At 75.8% G+C, this 16,860-nt stretch carries 18 protein-coding genes; 15 read left to right on the forward strand and 3 right to left on the reverse strand.

Features of this window, described 5'->3' with window-relative positions:
• Positions 1–19: 19 nt before the first annotated feature.
• Entirely contained in the window at positions 20–1,201 is a 1,182-nt protein-coding gene (locus GA0070609_RS12880) for an FAD-dependent monooxygenase (protein ID WP_088994036.1), read from the forward strand.
• 4 nt (positions 1,202–1,205) lie between these two features.
• Here the strand turns inward: GA0070609_RS12880 and GA0070609_RS12885 are convergent, their stop codons facing one another.
• The 3 genes from GA0070609_RS12885 to GA0070609_RS12895 all read right to left on the reverse strand — a co-directional run bounded on the left by GA0070609_RS12885 (position 1,206) and on the right by GA0070609_RS12895 (position 2,744).
• A complete protein-coding gene (locus GA0070609_RS12885) occupies positions 1,206–1,691 on the reverse strand; it encodes an NUDIX hydrolase (RefSeq protein ID WP_088994037.1) in 486 nt (161 codons plus the stop codon).
• A 67-nt stretch (positions 1,692–1,758) separates the two neighbouring features.
• The gene (locus GA0070609_RS12890) at positions 1,759–2,232 is read right to left on the reverse strand and encodes a cupin domain-containing protein (protein ID WP_088994038.1); all 474 of its coding nucleotides are present in this window, start codon (positions 2,230–2,232) and stop codon (positions 1,759–1,761) included.
• Positions 2,233–2,264: 32 nt separating this feature from the next.
• The gene (locus GA0070609_RS12895) at positions 2,265–2,744 is read right to left on the reverse strand and encodes an RrF2 family transcriptional regulator (RefSeq protein WP_197700262.1); all 480 of its coding nucleotides are present in this window, start codon (positions 2,742–2,744) and stop codon (positions 2,265–2,267) included.
• A gap of 380 nt (positions 2,745–3,124) precedes the next feature.
• Between GA0070609_RS12895 and GA0070609_RS12900 the strand changes: the two genes are divergently transcribed.
• From GA0070609_RS12900 to GA0070609_RS33150, 14 genes are all read left to right on the forward strand, one after another.
• Positions 3,125–3,907, forward strand: coding sequence for an LppM family (lipo)protein (locus tag GA0070609_RS12900; protein WP_197700263.1), 783 nt, complete (start codon positions 3,125–3,127; stop codon positions 3,905–3,907).
• A gap of 118 nt (positions 3,908–4,025) precedes the next feature.
• Positions 4,026–4,370, forward strand: coding sequence for a hypothetical protein (locus GA0070609_RS12905; protein ID WP_088994040.1), 345 nt, complete (start codon positions 4,026–4,028; stop codon positions 4,368–4,370).
• 11 nt (positions 4,371–4,381) lie between these two features.
• Positions 4,382–4,990 (forward strand): glycine zipper family protein, encoded by a 609-nt coding sequence (locus GA0070609_RS12910; protein ID WP_088994041.1) that lies wholly within the window; start codon positions 4,382–4,384, stop codon positions 4,988–4,990.
• Positions 4,987–5,688: a carboxypeptidase-like regulatory domain-containing protein gene (locus GA0070609_RS12915; protein WP_088994042.1), complete on the forward strand. Its 702-nt coding sequence runs from the start codon at positions 4,987–4,989 to the stop codon at positions 5,686–5,688. Before GA0070609_RS12910 ends, GA0070609_RS12915 begins: the two co-directional genes overlap by 4 nt.
• Positions 5,689–5,706: 18 nt before the next feature.
• A complete protein-coding gene (locus GA0070609_RS12920) occupies positions 5,707–6,951 on the forward strand; it encodes a phage tail sheath family protein (RefSeq protein WP_088994043.1) in 1,245 nt (414 codons plus the stop codon).
• 1 nt (position 6,952) lies between these two features.
• A complete protein-coding gene (locus GA0070609_RS12925) occupies positions 6,953–7,432 on the forward strand; it encodes a phage tail protein (protein ID WP_088994044.1) in 480 nt (159 codons plus the stop codon).
• Between the two features lie 1,524 nt (positions 7,433–8,956).
• Positions 8,957–9,709: a CIS tube protein gene (locus GA0070609_RS12930; RefSeq protein WP_088994045.1), complete on the forward strand. Its 753-nt coding sequence runs from the start codon at positions 8,957–8,959 to the stop codon at positions 9,707–9,709.
• Positions 9,710–9,797: 88 nt separating this feature from the next.
• Complete coding sequence (locus GA0070609_RS12935; protein ID WP_088994046.1) at positions 9,798–11,393, forward strand: phage baseplate assembly protein V; 1,596 nt, start codon at positions 9,798–9,800, stop codon at positions 11,391–11,393.
• A complete protein-coding gene (locus tag GA0070609_RS12940) occupies positions 11,393–11,731 on the forward strand; it encodes a hypothetical protein (RefSeq protein WP_088994047.1) in 339 nt (112 codons plus the stop codon). Before GA0070609_RS12935 ends, GA0070609_RS12940 begins: the two co-directional genes overlap by 1 nt.
• Positions 11,728–12,219: a GPW/gp25 family protein gene (locus tag GA0070609_RS12945; RefSeq protein WP_231928673.1), complete on the forward strand. Its 492-nt coding sequence runs from the start codon at positions 11,728–11,730 to the stop codon at positions 12,217–12,219. Before GA0070609_RS12940 ends, GA0070609_RS12945 begins: the two co-directional genes overlap by 4 nt.
• A complete protein-coding gene (locus GA0070609_RS12950) occupies positions 12,216–14,906 on the forward strand; it encodes a putative baseplate assembly protein (protein ID WP_088994048.1) in 2,691 nt (896 codons plus the stop codon). The genes GA0070609_RS12945 and GA0070609_RS12950 overlap by 4 nt, the downstream gene beginning before the upstream one ends.
• Positions 14,887–15,405, forward strand: coding sequence for a phage tail protein (locus GA0070609_RS12955; protein ID WP_088994049.1), 519 nt, complete (start codon positions 14,887–14,889; stop codon positions 15,403–15,405). Before GA0070609_RS12950 ends, GA0070609_RS12955 begins: the two co-directional genes overlap by 20 nt.
• Positions 15,402–16,331 (forward strand): carbohydrate-binding protein, encoded by a 930-nt coding sequence (locus GA0070609_RS12960; RefSeq protein ID WP_088994050.1) that lies wholly within the window; start codon positions 15,402–15,404, stop codon positions 16,329–16,331. The genes GA0070609_RS12955 and GA0070609_RS12960 overlap by 4 nt, the downstream gene beginning before the upstream one ends.
• Positions 16,332–16,398: 67 nt before the next feature.
• Positions 16,399–16,854 carry a hypothetical protein gene (locus GA0070609_RS33150; RefSeq protein WP_157748126.1) on the forward strand — a complete coding sequence of 152 codons (456 nt, stop codon included), beginning with the start codon at positions 16,399–16,401 and terminating at the stop codon, positions 16,852–16,854.
• Positions 16,855–16,860 lie beyond the last annotated feature (6 nt).

The raw sequence follows: 16,860 nt of genomic DNA on the forward strand, positions 1-16,860 counted from the left end.
GTAGAAGGAGGCGGGTGGGATGGAAGCGGCGCGCGCGGTCGTGGTCGGCGGCGGGATCGGGGGCCTGGCCGCGGCGCTGGCCCTGCACCGGGTCGGCTGGCAGGTCACCGTGCTGGAGCGCGCCCCCGAGCTGCGCGAGGTCGGCGCCGGGCTCACCCTGATGGCGAACGCGCTGCGCGGGCTCGACGCGCTCGGGCTCGGGCCGGTGGTCCGCGCCCGGGGGCAGCAGGCCCCCGGCGGGATCCGCACCGCGGGCGGGCGCTGGCTGTCCCGGTTGGACGCCGACGAGATGGCCCGGGTGCTGGGCACCACCGCGCTCGGCATCCACCGCGCCGACCTGCACCGGATCCTGGCCGACGCGCTGCCGGCCGCGGCGCTGCGGACCGGCGCCGAGGTGGACGAGGTGGACCCGGACAGCGGCGAGGTGCGCTACCGGCGGCGCGGCGAGTCGAGCACGCTCCGGGCCGACCTGGTGGTCGGCGCCGACGGCCTGCACAGCGTGCTGCGCGCCCGGCTCTGGCCCGCGACCCCGGCGCCGGTCTACGCGGGCTCGACCGCCTGGCGGGCGGCGATCCCGTTCCCGGCTCCGGTGCCGGCGGCGATCAGTTGGGGACCGGCCGCCGAGTTCGGCATGGTGCCCCTCGGCGAGAGGCGGGTCTACTGGTACGGCGCGGTCACCGCCCCGCCCGGCGGGCGCGCCCCGGACGAGTTGGCCGCCGTCCTTGAGCGGTTCGGCTCCTGGCACGACCCGATCCCGGCCCTGCTCGCCGCCACCCCGCCGGAGGCGGTGCTGCGCAACGACATCCTGCACCTCGGCACGCCGCTGCCGTCGTACGTGCGGGGGCGGGTCGCGCTGCTCGGCGACGCGGCGCACGCGATGACGCCGAACCTGGGGCAGGGCGCGTGCCAGGCGATCGAGGACGCGGTGACGCTCGGCGCGTTCTGCGCCGGCGCCGTCGACGTGCCGGCGGCGTTGGCCGCGTACGACCGGCAGCGGCGGCCACGCAGCCAGGCCGTCGCCCGGGCGGCGGCCCGGACCGGCCGGTTCGGTCAGCAGCTGCGCCACCCGGCGGCGGTCGCGCTGCGCAACACCCTGATCCGGCTGACCCCGGCCGGCACCGCGCTGCGCGGCATGGCCCGGTACGCCGACTGGCAGCCGCCGACCGTCAGCTCCCCGACCGGCCCGGCGCCGGGCCGCTGACCTGTCAGCCGCCGGCGGATGACTGACCGCGCCGACCGTCAGCAGGTGCCGGACCGGCCCGGCCGGCCGCGGCGAGCGCGGCCAGCCGGGCGTGCTCCGGTGAGCCGAGGAACCGGGCCAGCACCTCGGCGGTGCCCGGGGTGAACGGCCGACCGTCGAGGACCTCCTCGGCCGGCAGGAACAGGATCGCCGCCCCCTCGCCGAGCACCACGTCGTCCTGCCCGGCGCCGGTCGCACCGCAGAAGTAGTGCTTCACCCGGCCCAGCTCGGGCAACTCCTGCCGGGCGAAGAGGCGCAACCCGTGCTCGGCGCGCAGCCCGGTCTCCTCCCTCAGCTCGCGTGCGGCGGCCTGTTCGGCGGTCTCGCCCGGTTCGCCGTGCCCACCGGGCAGACCCCAGACGTTCGGATGGTTCGGGGCGTGCTCGTCGCGCAACTGCAGCAGCAGGCGCCCGTCCCGGTCCACCAGCAGCACAGCAGAGATCGAGATCATGCCGCAGGGTAGCCCGGGGACCGGCGGCTCGACGGACCGGCGGCGCGGGACGCCGCCGGCCCGCCGGTCAGGCGCGGGCCCGCCAGAGTGGACTGTCCACGTAGTGGTTGTCGAACCGCTCGCCGCTGGCGCCGATCTCCGCCGGGTCGGCCTCGCCCCGGTAGACCCGTTCCAGCAGCCGGTAGTAGTCGAACCGGTCGATGCCCGGGGTGAAGACCACCAGTACGTCGGCCGCCTCGTCGCGGGCCGGCGCGAAGGCGTGCGGGGTGTGCGCGGGGACGAGCAGGAAATCGCCCTTGCGCAGGGTACGGATCTCCTCGCCGACCAGCACGTCGAGCACCCCGTCAAGGACGAAGAACGCCTCGGCCGCGCGGGTGTGCAGATGCGGTGGTGCGCCGGGCGAACCGCGGTGCAGCGTGGCCCGGTTGGCGGTGAGTGCGCCCGCGGTGGCGCCGGCGTCGGCGAGCAGGGTGATCAGGCTGGTCGGACCGTCGGCGAGGACGGTGGCGTCGGTGGCCTGGACGTGCACGGGTGCGGTCATGGTGGATCGCCTCTCTGGGAAGGGATGGTGGATCAGGACAGCGGGGCGGCGAACCGCTCCCGGGTGTTGGCGGGGGTGTCCGGGTAACGCTGCTCCACGGCGGTGCGCAGGTCGGCGAGCGTCTGCCCGGCCAGCTCGCGCCGCCAGGCGAGGTCGGCCCGGCGCATGGCCTGCGAGACGAGGCAGACCTGGCGGTAGTCGACGTCGGCCCGGCCGCCCGGGCCGGCCCGGAGGATCTGTTCGCAGCGGAACGCCTCCTCCGCGCCCTCGATGGCCACCACCACGTCCAGCACGCTGACCGCCTCCGGCGGCCGGGCCAGCCGGAACCCGCCGCGCGGGCCCGGGGTGGAGGTGAGGATCCCGGCCCGCACCAACGCCTGCAACTGCTTGTTCAGGTACGCCGTGGGCAGCCGGTAGAAGGCGGCCAGGCGGGCGGCCGACACCGCCTGCCCCGGCTCCAGCCAGGTCAGGTTGAGACAGCTGTGCAGGGCCCACTCGACGCCCTCGGACATTCGCATATCCTGGACACTACATATCCAGGATTGGTTCCCGCAAGCCCGCTCCCCCACCGCCGGCCGGTTCCTCGCCGGTGCCGTCCGGGCCAGCACCGGGCCGCCACCGGCCGGGCCCGTCAGGCCGCGTCGACCGCCTCGGTCGGCCGAGGAAATTGCCGCACGACGGCCAACCTTTCAGATTATCGATTCGGCCCGTCACGGGCCTCAGCCGAACGTGACAACGGGCCGGTAAGATCGGCGACTTCGTTGTGACTGATCGCTGACTGCTGACCGTGATCCCGATCACACACACTGTCCGCATGATGACGGGACTCGTCCGCGGCAGAGCGCTCCGGCTCGCGGGGTGTCTCGCTCTCGTGGCCGTATTGAGCGGCTGCATGGAACTGAACATGGGGCTGGCCGTCAACGCCGACGACACGGTGAGCGGCCAACTCCTGCTGACCGCCCGGAAGACCGTGCTGACCAGCGGGAACCGGACGGTCGAGGCCGGCTTCGCCGAGCTGCGGCAGAACATCCCGGCACTGCCGCCCGGCGAGGAGACCCGCTACGAGGACGGCCGGGTGTTCGGTTTCCAGATCACCTATCGGGACACCCCGCTGAGCGATTTCAACAGCGAGAGCGTGAAACTGGTCCGCGACGGCGATCTCTACCGGTTCACCCTGCCGCTCGACCCGAAGAAATACGGCGGCAAAATCGCCGAACAACATCCACAGAGTCAGCAGGATTTCCTCCGGCTGATGTCGTTCGAGATTTCGGTGACCTTTCCCGGCCCGGTACGCGAGACCAACGGCACGGTCAACGGACGATCGGTCAGCTGGCAGGTCGGCAGCAACCAGAACAAGCCGGCCGAGTTGCGCGCCGTCGCCGAGGCGCCACCCCGACCGTCCGCCGCCGCCACCGATGACGACGACGCCGGAGGCTTCCCCTGGCTGCTGGTCGTCGGCGGGGTGGTCGGCCTGCTGGTCGTCGCCGTCGTCGTCGTACTGCTGCTGCGGCGGCGCCCGGCGGCGCCCGCGAACGCCGGCGCGACCGCGCCCGGCCCGACACCCGGCGGTTCCACCCTGCCCGGCCAGCCGGGCGGACCGACCCTGCCGGGCCAGGTGCCCGGCGGTCAGCCGGCGGCCGGCTCGACGCCCGCCGGCCCACCGGAGTCCGCCTGAGACACCCCATCCGCTCCCGTCCGCCGCCGCGGACGGGTCGTCGGAGACTCCCCGGAGCCGCCGGCCCGCACCACCACCACCCCGGTCGCACCACCGCACATCGAAGGGGGGATCGGCGATGAACGATCTCTTCACCTGGGCCGCCCTGGGCAGCCTGACCGGCGCGAGCGCCGCGACGCTGCTGGCCACCAACGTCATCGGCGGGCTGATCGGCCCGAGCGGCGACAAGGCTCGCAAGTGGATCGCGCTGGGCATCGCGCTCGCGCTGTCCTACCTCACCGCGGCGTTCGCCACGGACGCCGGCGCCGAGAAGTGGATCATCGCCTTCTTCAACGGCCTGGTCATCTTCTCCGCCGCGCTGGGCATCAACCAGCTGCCGCCGGGCAACCGGCAGGCGACCCAGGCGTCGCCCACCCAGCTCGCGCAGGGTCGCGAGCCCCGCATCATCCGCTCGTGGGTCTGAGAGGTGCCGCCATGATCTACGGAATCGTCAGCACCGTCGTGCACGTGGCCACCGGCGCCATCCTCGGCCAGCTCGCGGGCGGCACCGTCGGCCTGCTGGTCGGGGCGGTGCTCGGCCTGCTGGTCGGCGGGGTGTTCGGCTGGGCGGTCGCCTCGGCCCGGGTCTACGGCCCCGACCCGAAGGGGGTCCTGCTCTTCGTCGTCGACCACACCTGGAGCCTGCTCAACACCGTCGTCGGCGCCATCTACCTCGCCGTCCACGTCGTCTTCGGGCACTCCCTGGACCGGGCCACCTCGCAGCACACCTGCCGGGTCAACGTGGTCGAGGGCGTCTCGCCGCGCTACGCCACCACGATCGGCACGGTCTGCGCCGGATCCGGCCCGGGCATCCAGCGCCACGAGGACGTGCACATCCTCCAGGCGCGCATCCTCGGACCGCTCTACATCCCGCTGGTGCTCGCCAACTACGTGCTGTTCACCATCGCCCCGGTCTGGTTGCTCTACCACGACCACAGCAACGCGCCGATCAACCGGTTCACCCGCTACTTCGAGATCGGCGTCTACCCGCACGTGTGGAACGAGGCCATCGCCTACCGGGTGCAGGGGACCCCGCCGCGATGACCACCGGTGCGCGCGGTCCGATCGAGTCGGCCACCGCCGAGCTGGCGGCGTGGCTGGCCGGGGCGGCGGGAGAACCCGTCCCGGTCGGCCCGCCGCGGCCCGACGACGACGCCGCCCGACTGACCCTCTGGCCGCTGGAGCTGCGCCCGGCCCGGCAGACCCGGGGTAGCGGCGGCGGTCGCGAGCCGTACCGGTTCACCGTGCGCTACCTGCTCTGCGCCGGCGGGCCGGCGGCGCTGCCCGGGCTGGACCGGGTGCTCGCCGCCGCCACCGCTGGCGGCGGCGGGCACACCGTGGTGCTGGAGGCCGGCGATCCACGGCTGTGGCAGGCGTTCGGCACCGGCCCCCGACCGGCCCTGCTCATCGACGTGCCCGCCCAGGTCACCCACGCCGACACGGTCGCGCCGCCGGTGCTGGCCCCGCTGCGGCTGCGCCAGTTGGAGCTGCTGACCTTCGACGGACGGGTGGTCGGCCCGGCCGAGCAGCCGCTGGCGGCCGTCCGGGTCGAGGTGGTCGGCCAGCCGTACGCCACCAGCACCGATCCCGCCGGCCGGTTCCGCGTGGTCGGCGTGCCGCACGACCCCGAGCGCCCCGGCCCGGTGCGGCTGCGGCTGACCAGCCGCGGCCAGGTGCTCACCGCCGAAGTCGACCCGGCCGAGCCCGACATCGTCATCGTCTGCCCACCACCGTCCCGCTGACCCGATCCGGGAGGACCGATGCCCACCTACTTCTCGCCCGGCATCTACGTCGAGGAGGTGCCCAGTGGCGCCCGCCCGATCGGACCGGTCGGTACCAGCACGGCCGCCTTCGTCGGTGTCGCCCCGGACCGCGGCGCCCACCTCGGCCGGGCCCAGGCGGTCAACAACTGGTCGGACTTCCTGCGGCTCTACGCCGACGGGGAGCGGCTGGAGAGCACCCCGCTGGCCCGGGCGGTGTTCGGCTTCCTGGACAACGGCGGCACCCGGTGCTGGGTGGTCAACGTCGGCGAGGACGGCGCGATCACCGGCACCGGCCAGCGGCGCGCCGGCCTGCAACTGCTGGAGGCGGTCGACGAGATCTCCATCCTGGCCGCGCCGGGTTTCCACGACCCGGTGTCGCACGAGGCGCTGCTCAGCATGGCCGAGCGGACCCGCACCATGGTGGCGATCTGCGACCCGCCGCCGGACGTCGAGGACATCTCGGCGCTGACCCGGGTCGCCACCCCGAGCAGCGGCAAGCCCCCGAAGCCGGCCGAGGCTTCCGGCGGATCCGGCGGCTCGGGCGGGGCTTCCGGCGGCTCGGGCGGGGAGGCGGCGGCGTGCCGGCCCCGGCAGTCGGACTTCGGCACCTGCTACTTCCCGTGGCTGCGGGTCCGCGACCCGCTCAGCGGGGAGCTGGTGCTCACCCCGCCGAGCGGGCACATGGCCGGCATCTGGGCCCGCACCGACGCGCTGCGCGGGGTGCACAAGGCGCCGGCCAACGAGCCGGTACGCGGCGCCGTCGACCTGGCGTACCTGGTCACCCGGCCGGAGCACGACGTACTCAACCCGAAGGGCGTGAACGTGATCCGCTACTTCGCCGGCGAGGGCATCCGGGTGTGGGGCGCCCGTACGCTCGCCGCCGAGGCCAGCGAGTGGCGCTACCTGAACGTCCGGCGGCTCTCCATCGCCATCGAGCAGGCGATCGCCAACGGCACCCGGTGGATGGTCTTCGAGCCGAACGACTTCTCGCTGTGGCGCTCCATCCGCCGCGACATCGGCGCCTTCCTGACCCGGGTCTGGCGCGACGGGGCCCTGCTGGGGCGCACGCCCGAGGAGGCGTTCTTCGTCAAGTGCGACGAGGAGACCAACCCGCCGGACGTCCGCGACGCCGGGATGGTGGTCGCGCACATCGGCATCGCCGTGGTGAAGCCGGCGGAGTTCGTGGTGTTCAAGCTGAGCCAGTGGGCCGGCGGCGCCGAGACCGAGACGATTGGAGGCTGACATGCCCACCACGGCCAACCCGCAGCCGGGCGCCCCGGTCGACCCGTACCGGGCCTACAACTTCAAGCTGCTGGTCAACGGCGTGACCAACGGGCACTTCACCGAGGTCAGCGGGCTGGAGATGAACATCCCCGCGCTGCCCTACCGGGAGCAGGGCAACGACCGGATCCGGATGATCCCCGGCCAGGCCGAGTACGAGCCGGTGACGTTGCACTTCGGGCTGACCGCCTCCCGGGAGCTGTGGGACTGGGTGCACGCCGTCGCCCGGGGCATGGTGAGCCGGCGCAACGTGTCGATCGTGCTGCTGGACGCCGCCGGCACCACCGAGGTGCTCCGCTGGAACATGATCAACGCCTGGCCGACCCGCTGGCTCGGCGCACAGCTGAACACCCTCGGTCAGGAGATCGCCATCGCCGCGCTGACGCTGCGCTACGAGGGCCTGGAACTGGAGACCGGCGGTGCCGCCCCGACGCCCGCGTAGCTGGCTGGCCGACCGGCTCCGCGCCCTCGCCGGCGGCGCGACGCGGCTGGCCGGTCGCATCGAGCCCGCCGGCGGTGCGGTGGAACCCGCCGGTGATCCGCTGCGCCGCCCCGGCGAGCCGCCCGAGCACTGGCTCCGCCTGGTCGCCGCGCACGCCCCCGGCCTCCTCCACGACCTCCCCCTCACTCCCCCGCCTCCGCCGCCCCCACCGCACCACGGTGTCGATCAAGGGCGTTACGTCAGCGACGGCCGCGTCATTGACGCAAACCCCTTGATCACCGGCCCTGGGGAGCCGGGGATCGCGGGGGGTTGGGGGGTCGTGCTACGGCCGGCGGTGCCGCCGGCAGTGGGGGACGCTGGCGCTGCCGGAGCGGGCGCTGCCGGCAGGGGCGTTGGCGGGACACCCGCTCCCGGCGCGGGTGCTGCCGGCACGGGCGTCGGCGGCGGGGGCGTTGGCGGCACGGCTGTTGGCAGCGCGGGCGCTCCCGGCACGGGCGCTGGCAGCGCGGCCGTTGGCGGGGCGGGCGCTGCAGGGGCGGGCGGCGGCGTGGGGGTTGGCGGGGCGGGCGTCGGCGGTGAGGCGTTTCGGCCCGGGGGGTGGGTGCCCGGCCACGGGTCGAGTGGCCTCGGGGGGCCGGCAGCCGACCCCGCTGGCATGGGCACATCCGTCAGCATCCGCCCGGGGGCACACCCGACTGACCCGGGAACACCCCCCGGCACCCGCCCGGGCGCACGCCGGACCCCACCGGGAACACCCGGCATCGCCCGCTCGGCGGCACACCCGGCTGCCGGCGGGGCGGCGACCGTCACCCCGGATCCGGGCGGCACCAGCGGATGGACCGTCGGCGACATCCGGACCCGGCTCACCGGTACGGACACGCCCGACACCGCCGGCCGAAGCCGAGGTGCGGACGGCAGCACCGGCACTCCCGGCAAACGCCGGAGCCGAGGCGCGGACGGCGACTCCGGCCCGTCCGGCCTTAGCCACGCTGGCGAGGGCAGCACCGGTGCCCGGGGCCACGGCGGGATCGGCACCGGCGATCCGCGCCTGGACGCCGCCCTCGGTGCTCCATTCGCGTCCCCCGGCTTCAGCCGGCTTGCTGATGGCGGCACCGGTGGCCCGTCGGGCGCCTCCGTCCGATCCGGATCCGTCTCGGGTCGGACGGGCCCGGCCGGCGAGTATCGGGACAGCGCAGCCTCCCGCCGGCCGAACCCCGGTCACCCGAACCCCGGCCCCCACCCCCCTCCCCCGCCTCTCGCCCACGGCACGCCCGAGATCTTGGAAGATGCCGGCGCCTACCGGGGCCGATCCGGACCAAGGCCTGCGGCCGCACGGGGGGCTGGCGCGGAGGTGGGGTGGTGGTGGCCGGGGTTGCCGGAGAGCGGGGCGGCCGGGAGTGTGCCGCGGGCGGGGGGCGGTCCCTGGCCGGAGCTGCCGGATGACCGGGCGCTGTGGAGGCCCGCGGGGGACGCGCTGGACCCCGCGCACCTGCGCCGGCTGGACCGGGAACAGGCGGGCGCCTGATGGAACGGGTCGCCTTCCTCGTCGACGCCACCGGTGACCGGGTGGACTGTCTGCTCAACCCGGAAACCGTACAGGTGACCCGGCTGGCCGGGATCCGGCCCCGGGGCGCGCCGGGCGGGCAACTGACCGGCGCCGGGCTCGCCGACGACCCACTGGTGTTCACCGGCGGCGGGCGTACCGAACTCGTGCTGGACCTGCTCTTCGACGTGGACTTCGCCGAGGGTCAGGTCCGCCCCACCGACGTGCGGGTGCTCACCCGCCCACTGTGGCTGCTCGCGGAGAACTCGGCCACCGAGCACGGCTGGCTACGGCCGCCGCTGGTGCGGCTGGTCTGGGGCAAGACCTGGAACGTGCCCGGCGTGATCGTCGCTGTGGCGGAACGCTTCGACGCGTTCACCGTGACCGGCTCACCCCGCCGCTCCTGGCTGCGGCTCAAGCTGGTCCGGGTGGCCGAGTCGGCCGACCGGGCGCGGGAGGGGTTCGCCGAGGAACTGGCCGCCGCCGACACCCCGGCCGCCGCGCCCGGCAGCGCCGTGGTGGCCGCCGGCGACGGCGCGGCCGAGCCCGACTACTCGGGCGTACGGTTCGACCTGCTCGCCCACGACGCGCTCGGCTCCCCGCTGCGCTGGCGGCTGCTGGCCGAGCACAACCGGATCACCGACCCGCTCACCGTGCCGGCCGGCACCGCGCTCGCCGTCCCACCGCCCGGCGCGGTCGCCGGCTCACCCCCGCCCGGCGGAGGTGCGCCGTGACCGTCGCCGCGCCCCGCGCGCTGACCGCGCCCGCCGTCGCACCGCCGGCCGCCAACCCGGCCCCGCCCGCGTCGCCGGGAGGTGCGCCGTGACCGTCGCCGCGCCGCCCGCGCTCACCGTGCTGCTCGACGGCGCGGCGCTGCCCGACGGCGCGACCCGCCGGGTGGTGTCGGTACGGGTGGCCGCCCGGCTCGACCAGCCCACCCAGTGCGAGGTGGCGCTCGCCACCGCCCCCGGCGCCGCCGCGCTGACCCCGCCGGTGCGCACCGGCGGCACACTGGACGTCCGGCTGACCGACCAGCCGGAGGCGCTGTTCGCCGGCGAGGTCACCTGCGTCGAGGTCGAGTACGCCGCCGACGGCTCCGCGCTGCTGCTGGTGCGGGCGTACGACGCGCTGCACCGGCTGCGCAAGCGGCAGCGGCTGCGGGTGTTCGAGTCGGTGACCGCCGCCGACCTGGCCCGGGAGCTCTGCGCCGACGTCGGGCTGGCCGTGGCGGCGGAGACCGACGGGCCACGGCTGGAGCGGCTGGCACAGCACCGGCACACCGACCTCGACCTGCTGCTGGAGGTGGCCGGCCGGGCCGGGCTGCACCTGACCGTCGACGGTGACCGGCTGCGCCTGGTGACCCTGGAGGGGTACGGCGAGCCGGTCCCGCTGGAGCTGGGCCGCTCGGTGCACGCGCTGCGGCTGTCCACCAACCTCGACGCCGCCGCCGGGGACAGCGCGGCGCTGGGCTGGCACCCGCAGCGGGCCGAGCCGATCAGCCAGCGGGCCGGCGCGGCGCGCTGCGGGCGGCGCACCGCCGCCGACCCGGACCCGGCGGACGTGGGCGCGGACGGCGTGCGTACCGCGGTCGACCAGCCCGGGCGCAGCGACGACGAACTGGCCGCGCTGGCCCAGGCCGGCCTGGACGCCCGGGTCGCCGCCCTGGTCACCGCCGACGGGGTGGCCGAGGGCGATCCGGCGCTGCGCCCGGGCCGGCGGATCGCGCTGGCCGGGGTGGCCGCGCCGGCCGAGGGCACGTACGTGCTCACCGAGGTGGTGCACACCGTCGACGCCAACGGTCACCTGACCCGGTTCGGCACCGCCCCGCCACCGCCGCCGCCGGCCGGGCCGCCCGCCCCGGCGGTGCTCACCCTCGGCACGGTCACCGACGTCGCCGACCCGGACGGGCTGGGCCGGGTCCGGGTGGCGCTGCCCGCGTACGGGGAGCTGGACGCCGGGTGGCTGGGGGTGCTCTGCCCGGGCGCCGGCCGGGGCAAGGGGATCGTGGCGCTGCCCGACCCGGAGGACACCGTGCTGGTGGCGCTGCCCGGGGGCGAGCCGGCGGCCGGGATCGTGCTCGGCTCGCTGTTCGGCGCGGTCGAGCCGTACGACGCGGGGATCCACCAGGGGCGAGCGGGCCGCTGGTCGCTGCGGACCGCCGGCGGGCAGTCGATCGTGGTGGACGACGCCGGCCGGCGGCTGCGGCTGGCCACCGACGGCGGCAGCTGGCTGGAGCTGACCCCGGAGCTGGCCACCCTGCACGCGGCGAGCGACCTGGTGCTCTCCGCGCCGGGCCGGGCGATGGTGGTCCGGGCCCGCAGCGTGGACTTCCTGCACGCCGAGGCGGCCGAGGACGCAGAGACGGCCGCCGAGCGGGCCCGGACCCTGGCCCGCGCCCAGCACGAGGGAGGTGGCTGATGCGCTGGATCCACCGCGACTCGGTGATCAGGTGCGACCACGACGGCCGGGTGGAGAACCGGGCCTCGCAACGCTGGGTCACCGTCACCGGCGTACCGGTGCTGGTGGACGCCGACCCGGAGGGGCGCCCGATCACCGCCTGCCCGAACTACGGGCCGACGATCAAGCCCTGCGCGAAGACGCTGCGGGTGCGGGTCGGCTACAGCGACTGGCTGCGGGTGGACGGTCACCGCGTGGTCCTGTCCCACCTGGACGGTTTCACCGACGGCACCCCGCCGGGCCTGGTCCACCACCGGGTGCGCGACCCGCGCCAGCGGTTCCTGGGGGCCGACCGGTGAGGGCGTTCCGGTTCGTCGGCGCCGGCTTCGACGCGGGTCGCACCGGCGGGCTCGCGCTGACCGCGGCCGGCGGGCTGGCCATGACCGAGGGCGACGAGACGGTACGCCAGGCGTTGTTCCTGCTGCTGTCCACCACTCCCGGCGAGCGGCTGATGCGCCCCGGCTACGGGTCCCGGTTGCACCGGCTGGTCTTCGCACCGAACGACGACACCACCGCCGGGCTGGCCATCCACTACGTCCGGCAGGCCATCGCCCGCTGGGAGCCCCGGGTGGAGGTGGTCGACGTGGACGCCGGCCCCGACCCGGACGACCCGTGGCGGCTGGTGATCCGGCTGGACTACCGGATCCGGGCCAGCCTGGCCCCCGGCCAGCTGGTCTTCTCGGTCGACCTGCTGCCCGCCGACGAGCCGGCCGACGTCGCACCACCCGGGACCGCCCGACCGGCCGACCGGCCCGGGGCCCCGAGCGCGGAGGGAGCGCCGTCATGACCCTGCCCGTGCCGCACCTGGACGACCGGACCTTCCTCGACCTGGTCACCGAGGCCCGGGAGCGGATCCGCCAGTCCTGCCCGGGCTGGACCGACCTGTCCGCGCACGACCCGGGGATCGCCCTGGTGGAGGCGTTCGCGTACCTCACCGAGGTGATGATCTACCGGCTGAACCAGCTGCCGGAGAAGGCGTACGTGTCGTTCCTCAACCTGCTCGGGGTGACCCGGCACCCGCCGTCGGTGGCCTGGGCGGACGTCCGGTTCACCCGGACCGGCGGGGACCGGGGCGCGATCCGGATCCCGGCCGGCACCCGGGTCGCGGCGGCCCGGGGCGCCGATCCCCGGCCGGTCGTCTTCGTCACCACCGAGCCGGCCCTGCTGCCCGCCGGGCAGGCCGAGGTGACCGTCCGGATGCACCACTGCGCGCCGGTCGAGGCGGAACTGCTGGGCGTCGGCACCGGGCAGCCCGGCCAGGTGCTGCGCGCCGCGCGGGCGCCGCTGGCGCGGACCGCCGAGCCGCTGGACCTGCTGCTCGGCGTGGAGGTGCCGGCCGGTTCGGTGGAGCTCGGCGCGGCGGCGCGCGAGCACGAGGGGCGCACGTTCGAGATCTGGCGGCCGGTGGACAGCTTCGCCGGCGTCGGCCCGCAGGCGAAGGTCTACCTGGTCGACCGCTGCTCCGGCACGGTCACCTTCGCCCCCGCCCTGGACCTGCGCGACCCGCCGCCGGCCGAGCCTGCCGGCGGCCCCACGCCCGATGGCTCCGCTGCCGGCGACCCGGTCGGCCCGGACGGCGGGACCGGTGCCGCCGAGCCCCGGGATCCGGGTGGTGCGGGTGGGCCGGTGACCGTGGCGGCGGTGCCGCCGGCCGGGCGGCAGGTCCGGCTCTGGTACCGGGCCGGCGGCGGACCGGCCGGCAACGTGGCGGCCGGCACCCTGACCAGCCTGCGCGACCCGCTGCCCGGGGTGCGGGTGGAGAACCCGGCGTCGGCCGCCGGCGGGCGGGACCTGGAGTCGCTGGAGTCGGTTCTGCTCCGCGGCCCGTACGAGTTCTTCGCCCAGCAACGGGCGGTGACCGCCCGGGACTACGAGGTGCTGGCCGCCGGCTCCGGCGCGGTGGCCCGGGCCCGGGCGTTCACCCGCGCCGCCGTCTACAGCTACGCCCGCCCCGGCGAGGTCGAGGTGGTGCTGGTGCCGTACGTGCCGGAGGCGGCCCGGCCCGGCGGCCGGCTGCCGGTGGCGGTGCTGCGCGAGCACGAGGTCGAGGAGGCCCGGGCCCGGGTCGAGGCCGACCTGGACCGGCGCCGGGCGTTGGGCACCAGTTGCCGGGCCGGCTGGGCCCGCTACAAGGCGGTGTCGATCCGGGCCCGGGTGGTGGTACGCCGTGAGGAGGACGCCGACGCGGTCCGCCGCCGCATCCACGACCGGCTGCACTCCACGCTCAGCCCGCTGCCCACCCCGCTCAACCCGACCGGCTGGGCGTTCGGGGAGCCGCTGCGCGCCTCCAACGTGTACCGGCTGCTGGAACACGCCGAACCCGGGGTGCGCTACGTCGAGTCGGTCCGCTTCGTGGTCGACGAGGCGCCCGACGCGCAGGTCAACGCGGTGGCGGTGGACCAGTACCAGCCGCGCACCTGGTACGCCGGGCGCGGGCCGGTGCTGTTCCGCTCCACCAACGCCGGGGCGGGCTGGGAGCCGGCCGGCCGGTTCGACGGCGAGACGGTGCTGCGGGTGGCGCCGGCCCCGGCCCCGACCCGCCCGGGCATCGTGCCCCGCCCCGGCGCGGTCGCGGCGGTCACGCTGCGCGCCGGCGGCGGCTCGCGGGTGCACCTGAGCACCGACCTGGGCGAGACCTGGTCGCTGCTGACCGACCTGGCCTCCCGGATCACGGATCTGGCCTGGATCGACCGGGACGGCGCCGGCGCGCTGCTGGTCGCCACCGACACCGGGCTCTACGAGGTGTCTCTGCTGCCCGGCGCGGTGCCGCTGCAGATCCTGGTCGACCCGGCCGACGCCGACCGCGGCTTCTACGCGGTCCGCGCGTTCGTCTCCGAACGCGGCGCGCCCGGCGTGGCGGTGGCCGCCCAGGCCGGTTTCGGCGTCTACCTGTCCACCGCGGCCGGCCGGCCCGGCACCTTCGGCCACGTCGGTCTGGCCAACGTGGACAACCGGGTCCTCGCCGTGCAGTACGACGGTCCGGCCACGCTGCTGTGGAGCGGCACCGGCGAGCCGGACCCGAAGAAACCGGGCCAGGGCTGTTACCGCACCCGGCTGTTCGAGTCGGACGTGCAGTGGCAGCCGGTGCAGACCGGCTGGATCGGCGGCACCTGCCGGGACCTGGCCTTCGCCGGCCCGCTCGCGGTCGCCGCCACGCAGAGCGGCGGGGTGGTCCGGCTGGACACCCTGGCCGCGCAGCCGCAGTGGGCGCCGGTGATGGTCAACTGCGGGCTGCCGCTTCGGGACCGCACCCGGTTCCTGCCGGTGGACGCGATCGCCGCCACCGCCGGCCCGGACCGGCTGATCCTGGCCGGCGGCGAACGCGGGGTGTACCGCAGCGGCAACGCCGTCGACTGGGCGGCGAGCGCCAACCAGGCCACCGCGGACGTGGTGACCGTTCCCGACACCTGGCTGCTCTGCTCCGGCGAGCACGACATCGAGGTGGTGCGGCAGGATGCGACGCGCGGCGATTGAGCGGCTGCTGCCCGCGGCGTACCAGCGGGCGTGCGTGCCGGGCAGCGTGCTGTGGGCGCTGCTGGACGTGATGGAGGCGCTGCACGCCCCGGACGAGGCGGTGCTGGCCGACGTCGACGCGCTCTTCGCCCCGTACCGGGCGCCGGACGCGATGGTCGTCGCGCTGGCCCGCTGGGTGGCGATGGACCACGTGGTGGCCTCGCCCCGGCCGGACACCCCGCTGCCGCTGCCGCCGGGTCGGCTGCGGGACCTGGTGGCGCACGGCGCGCTGCTGGCCCGCTGGCGCGGCACCCCGTACGGGCTGCGCCTCGCGCTGGAGGTGGCGACCGGGCTGCGTGGCTTCGTGCTGGCCGAGCCGGCCGACCGGCCGTTCCACGTGGTGGTGCGGGTGCCCGCGGCCGCCACCGAGCAGCAGTTGGCCGTGGCGACCCGCATCGTCGAGGCGGAGAAGCCCGCGTCGACCACCGTCGAGATCGTCGTCGCAGAGGAGCCCTTATGACCACCGAGTGGGCGGTCGTCGCGGCCGCCGAGCAGTTCACCCTGGACGCCCGCAACACCGGGGAGCTGACCTTCACCGTCTCCAACCCGGGCGTCGCGCCGGACACCGTCGTCTTCGACGTGGCACCCGGCGAGGGCAGCCAGCGCTCCTGGTTCACCGTCACCGAGCCGCAGCGGGTGGTGCCCGGGCAGGGCTCGGTGTCGTTCCTGGTCCGGCTGGTGGTGCCGGCCGGCACCGCGCCGCGTCGCTACGACATGACCGGGTTCGCGTACTCGGCGAACACCGCGCCGGAGGAGAGTTCCCGCTCCAGCGGGCGGGTCACCTACGAGGTCCGGGCGGTCACCCCGACCCGGCGCAGCCCGTGGCCGTGGGTCGCCGCCGCGGCGGCGCTGGTGCTGCTCGCCTCGGCGGTGGTGGTCTTCCTGGTCACCCGGGACGGCGACCCGGCGCCCCCGGGTGAGCCGCGGGTGGTCACCGTGGAGGCGGAGGACCTGGTCGACGGGGCGATGGTGCTGTCGCCGCGGGGTGCGGCGGCCACCGTGGTGCGGCAGCCGAACTGCTGCGGGGTGGTCTGGTCGCAGGACACCCAGTTGTTCTTCCAGGGCCGGGCGATCGGCGACCAGGTGACCGTCACGGTGACCCTGCCCGCGGACGCCACCTGGCGGTTCGCCACCGTCCGGACCACCTCGTTCGACTACGCCAACACGGTGTTCACCATCGACGGCGTCCAGGTCGGCGGCGTCTTCCTCGGCTTCAGTCCGACCGTGGTCCGCACGGACTGGCTCGACGTGGGCACCATCCGGCTCGGCCCGGGCCCGCACCGGATCACGCTGGTGGTGGTCGGCAAGACGCAGGACACCGACCGGTACTTCGCCGGGATCGACGCGATCCGGTTCACCGAGGTCGCCCCGGCGGACACCCGATGAGCGAGCGAGTCATCAGGCTCGGCGCGACGGGGCCGCATGCCGGCAAGCAGCGCAGCGGAGTGCCGTCGTGAGCGGGCGGCAGAAGGCGCTGCTGGTGCTGCTCGGCGTACTGCTGGTGGCGCTCTTCGCCGTGGCGGTGGCCGGCGGCCGGGCCGACCGGGGCGACCCGGCGGACCGGTCGGGCCTGGTCGACCGGCTCGGCCGGCTCGGCGGCGAGCAGGCCGCGGTGGACCCGGCGGCGGTCGCCGCGGAGTGCGCTGTCGAGCCCGGCCGGCTGGTCTTCACCGGCGGCTGCGCGCTGCGGGTCGCCGCCCCGGGTGGGCTGCGCACGCTGGTCCTGCGCAGCCCGGCCCGGTTCACCGTCGAGGCGCCGGCCCCCGGCGACATCGACGTCACGGTGCGGGACGACGTCGAGCCGGCCGCCGACGGCGCGGTGGTCCGGGTGGCGGTGGACCGGCCGACCACCGTCCTGCTGGGCTGCCCGGGCCTGGGCACCTGCACGGTCACCGTCGCCCCGTCCTGACCGCCG

It is taken from the genome of Micromonospora echinaurantiaca, assembly GCF_900090235.1.
Taxonomy (GTDB): domain Bacteria; phylum Actinomycetota; class Actinomycetes; order Mycobacteriales; family Micromonosporaceae; genus Micromonospora; species Micromonospora echinaurantiaca.

Coding starts and splice junctions, on each gene's coding strand:
- GA0070609_RS12940 (WP_088994047.1), top strand. CDS start 11,393: ATGCGCTGGATCCACCGCGACTCGGTGATCAGGTGCGACCACGACGGC.
- GA0070609_RS12915 (WP_088994042.1), top strand. CDS start 4,987: ATGACCACCGGTGCGCGCGGTCCGATCGAGTCGGCCACCGCCGAGCTG.
- GA0070609_RS12950 (WP_088994048.1), top strand. CDS start 12,216: ATGACCCTGCCCGTGCCGCACCTGGACGACCGGACCTTCCTCGACCTG.
- GA0070609_RS12905 (WP_088994040.1), top strand. CDS start 4,026: ATGAACGATCTCTTCACCTGGGCCGCCCTGGGCAGCCTGACCGGCGCG.
- GA0070609_RS12910 (WP_088994041.1), top strand. CDS start 4,382: ATGATCTACGGAATCGTCAGCACCGTCGTGCACGTGGCCACCGGCGCC.
- GA0070609_RS12895 (WP_197700262.1), bottom strand. CDS start 2,744: ATGTCCGAGGGCGTCGAGTGGGCCCTGCACAGCTGTCTCAACCTGACC.
- GA0070609_RS12925 (WP_088994044.1), top strand. CDS start 6,953: ATGCCCACCACGGCCAACCCGCAGCCGGGCGCCCCGGTCGACCCGTAC.
- GA0070609_RS12885 (WP_088994037.1), bottom strand. CDS start 1,691: ATGATCTCGATCTCTGCTGTGCTGCTGGTGGACCGGGACGGGCGCCTG.
- GA0070609_RS12890 (WP_088994038.1), bottom strand. CDS start 2,232: ATGACCGCACCCGTGCACGTCCAGGCCACCGACGCCACCGTCCTCGCC.
- GA0070609_RS12955 (WP_088994049.1), top strand. CDS start 14,887: ATGCGACGCGCGGCGATTGAGCGGCTGCTGCCCGCGGCGTACCAGCGG.
- GA0070609_RS12930 (WP_088994045.1), top strand. CDS start 8,957: ATGGAACGGGTCGCCTTCCTCGTCGACGCCACCGGTGACCGGGTGGAC.
- GA0070609_RS12920 (WP_088994043.1), top strand. CDS start 5,707: ATGCCCACCTACTTCTCGCCCGGCATCTACGTCGAGGAGGTGCCCAGT.
- GA0070609_RS12880 (WP_088994036.1), top strand. CDS start 20: ATGGAAGCGGCGCGCGCGGTCGTGGTCGGCGGCGGGATCGGGGGCCTG.
- GA0070609_RS12900 (WP_197700263.1), top strand. CDS start 3,125: ATGGAACTGAACATGGGGCTGGCCGTCAACGCCGACGACACGGTGAGC.
- GA0070609_RS12960 (WP_088994050.1), top strand. CDS start 15,402: ATGACCACCGAGTGGGCGGTCGTCGCGGCCGCCGAGCAGTTCACCCTG.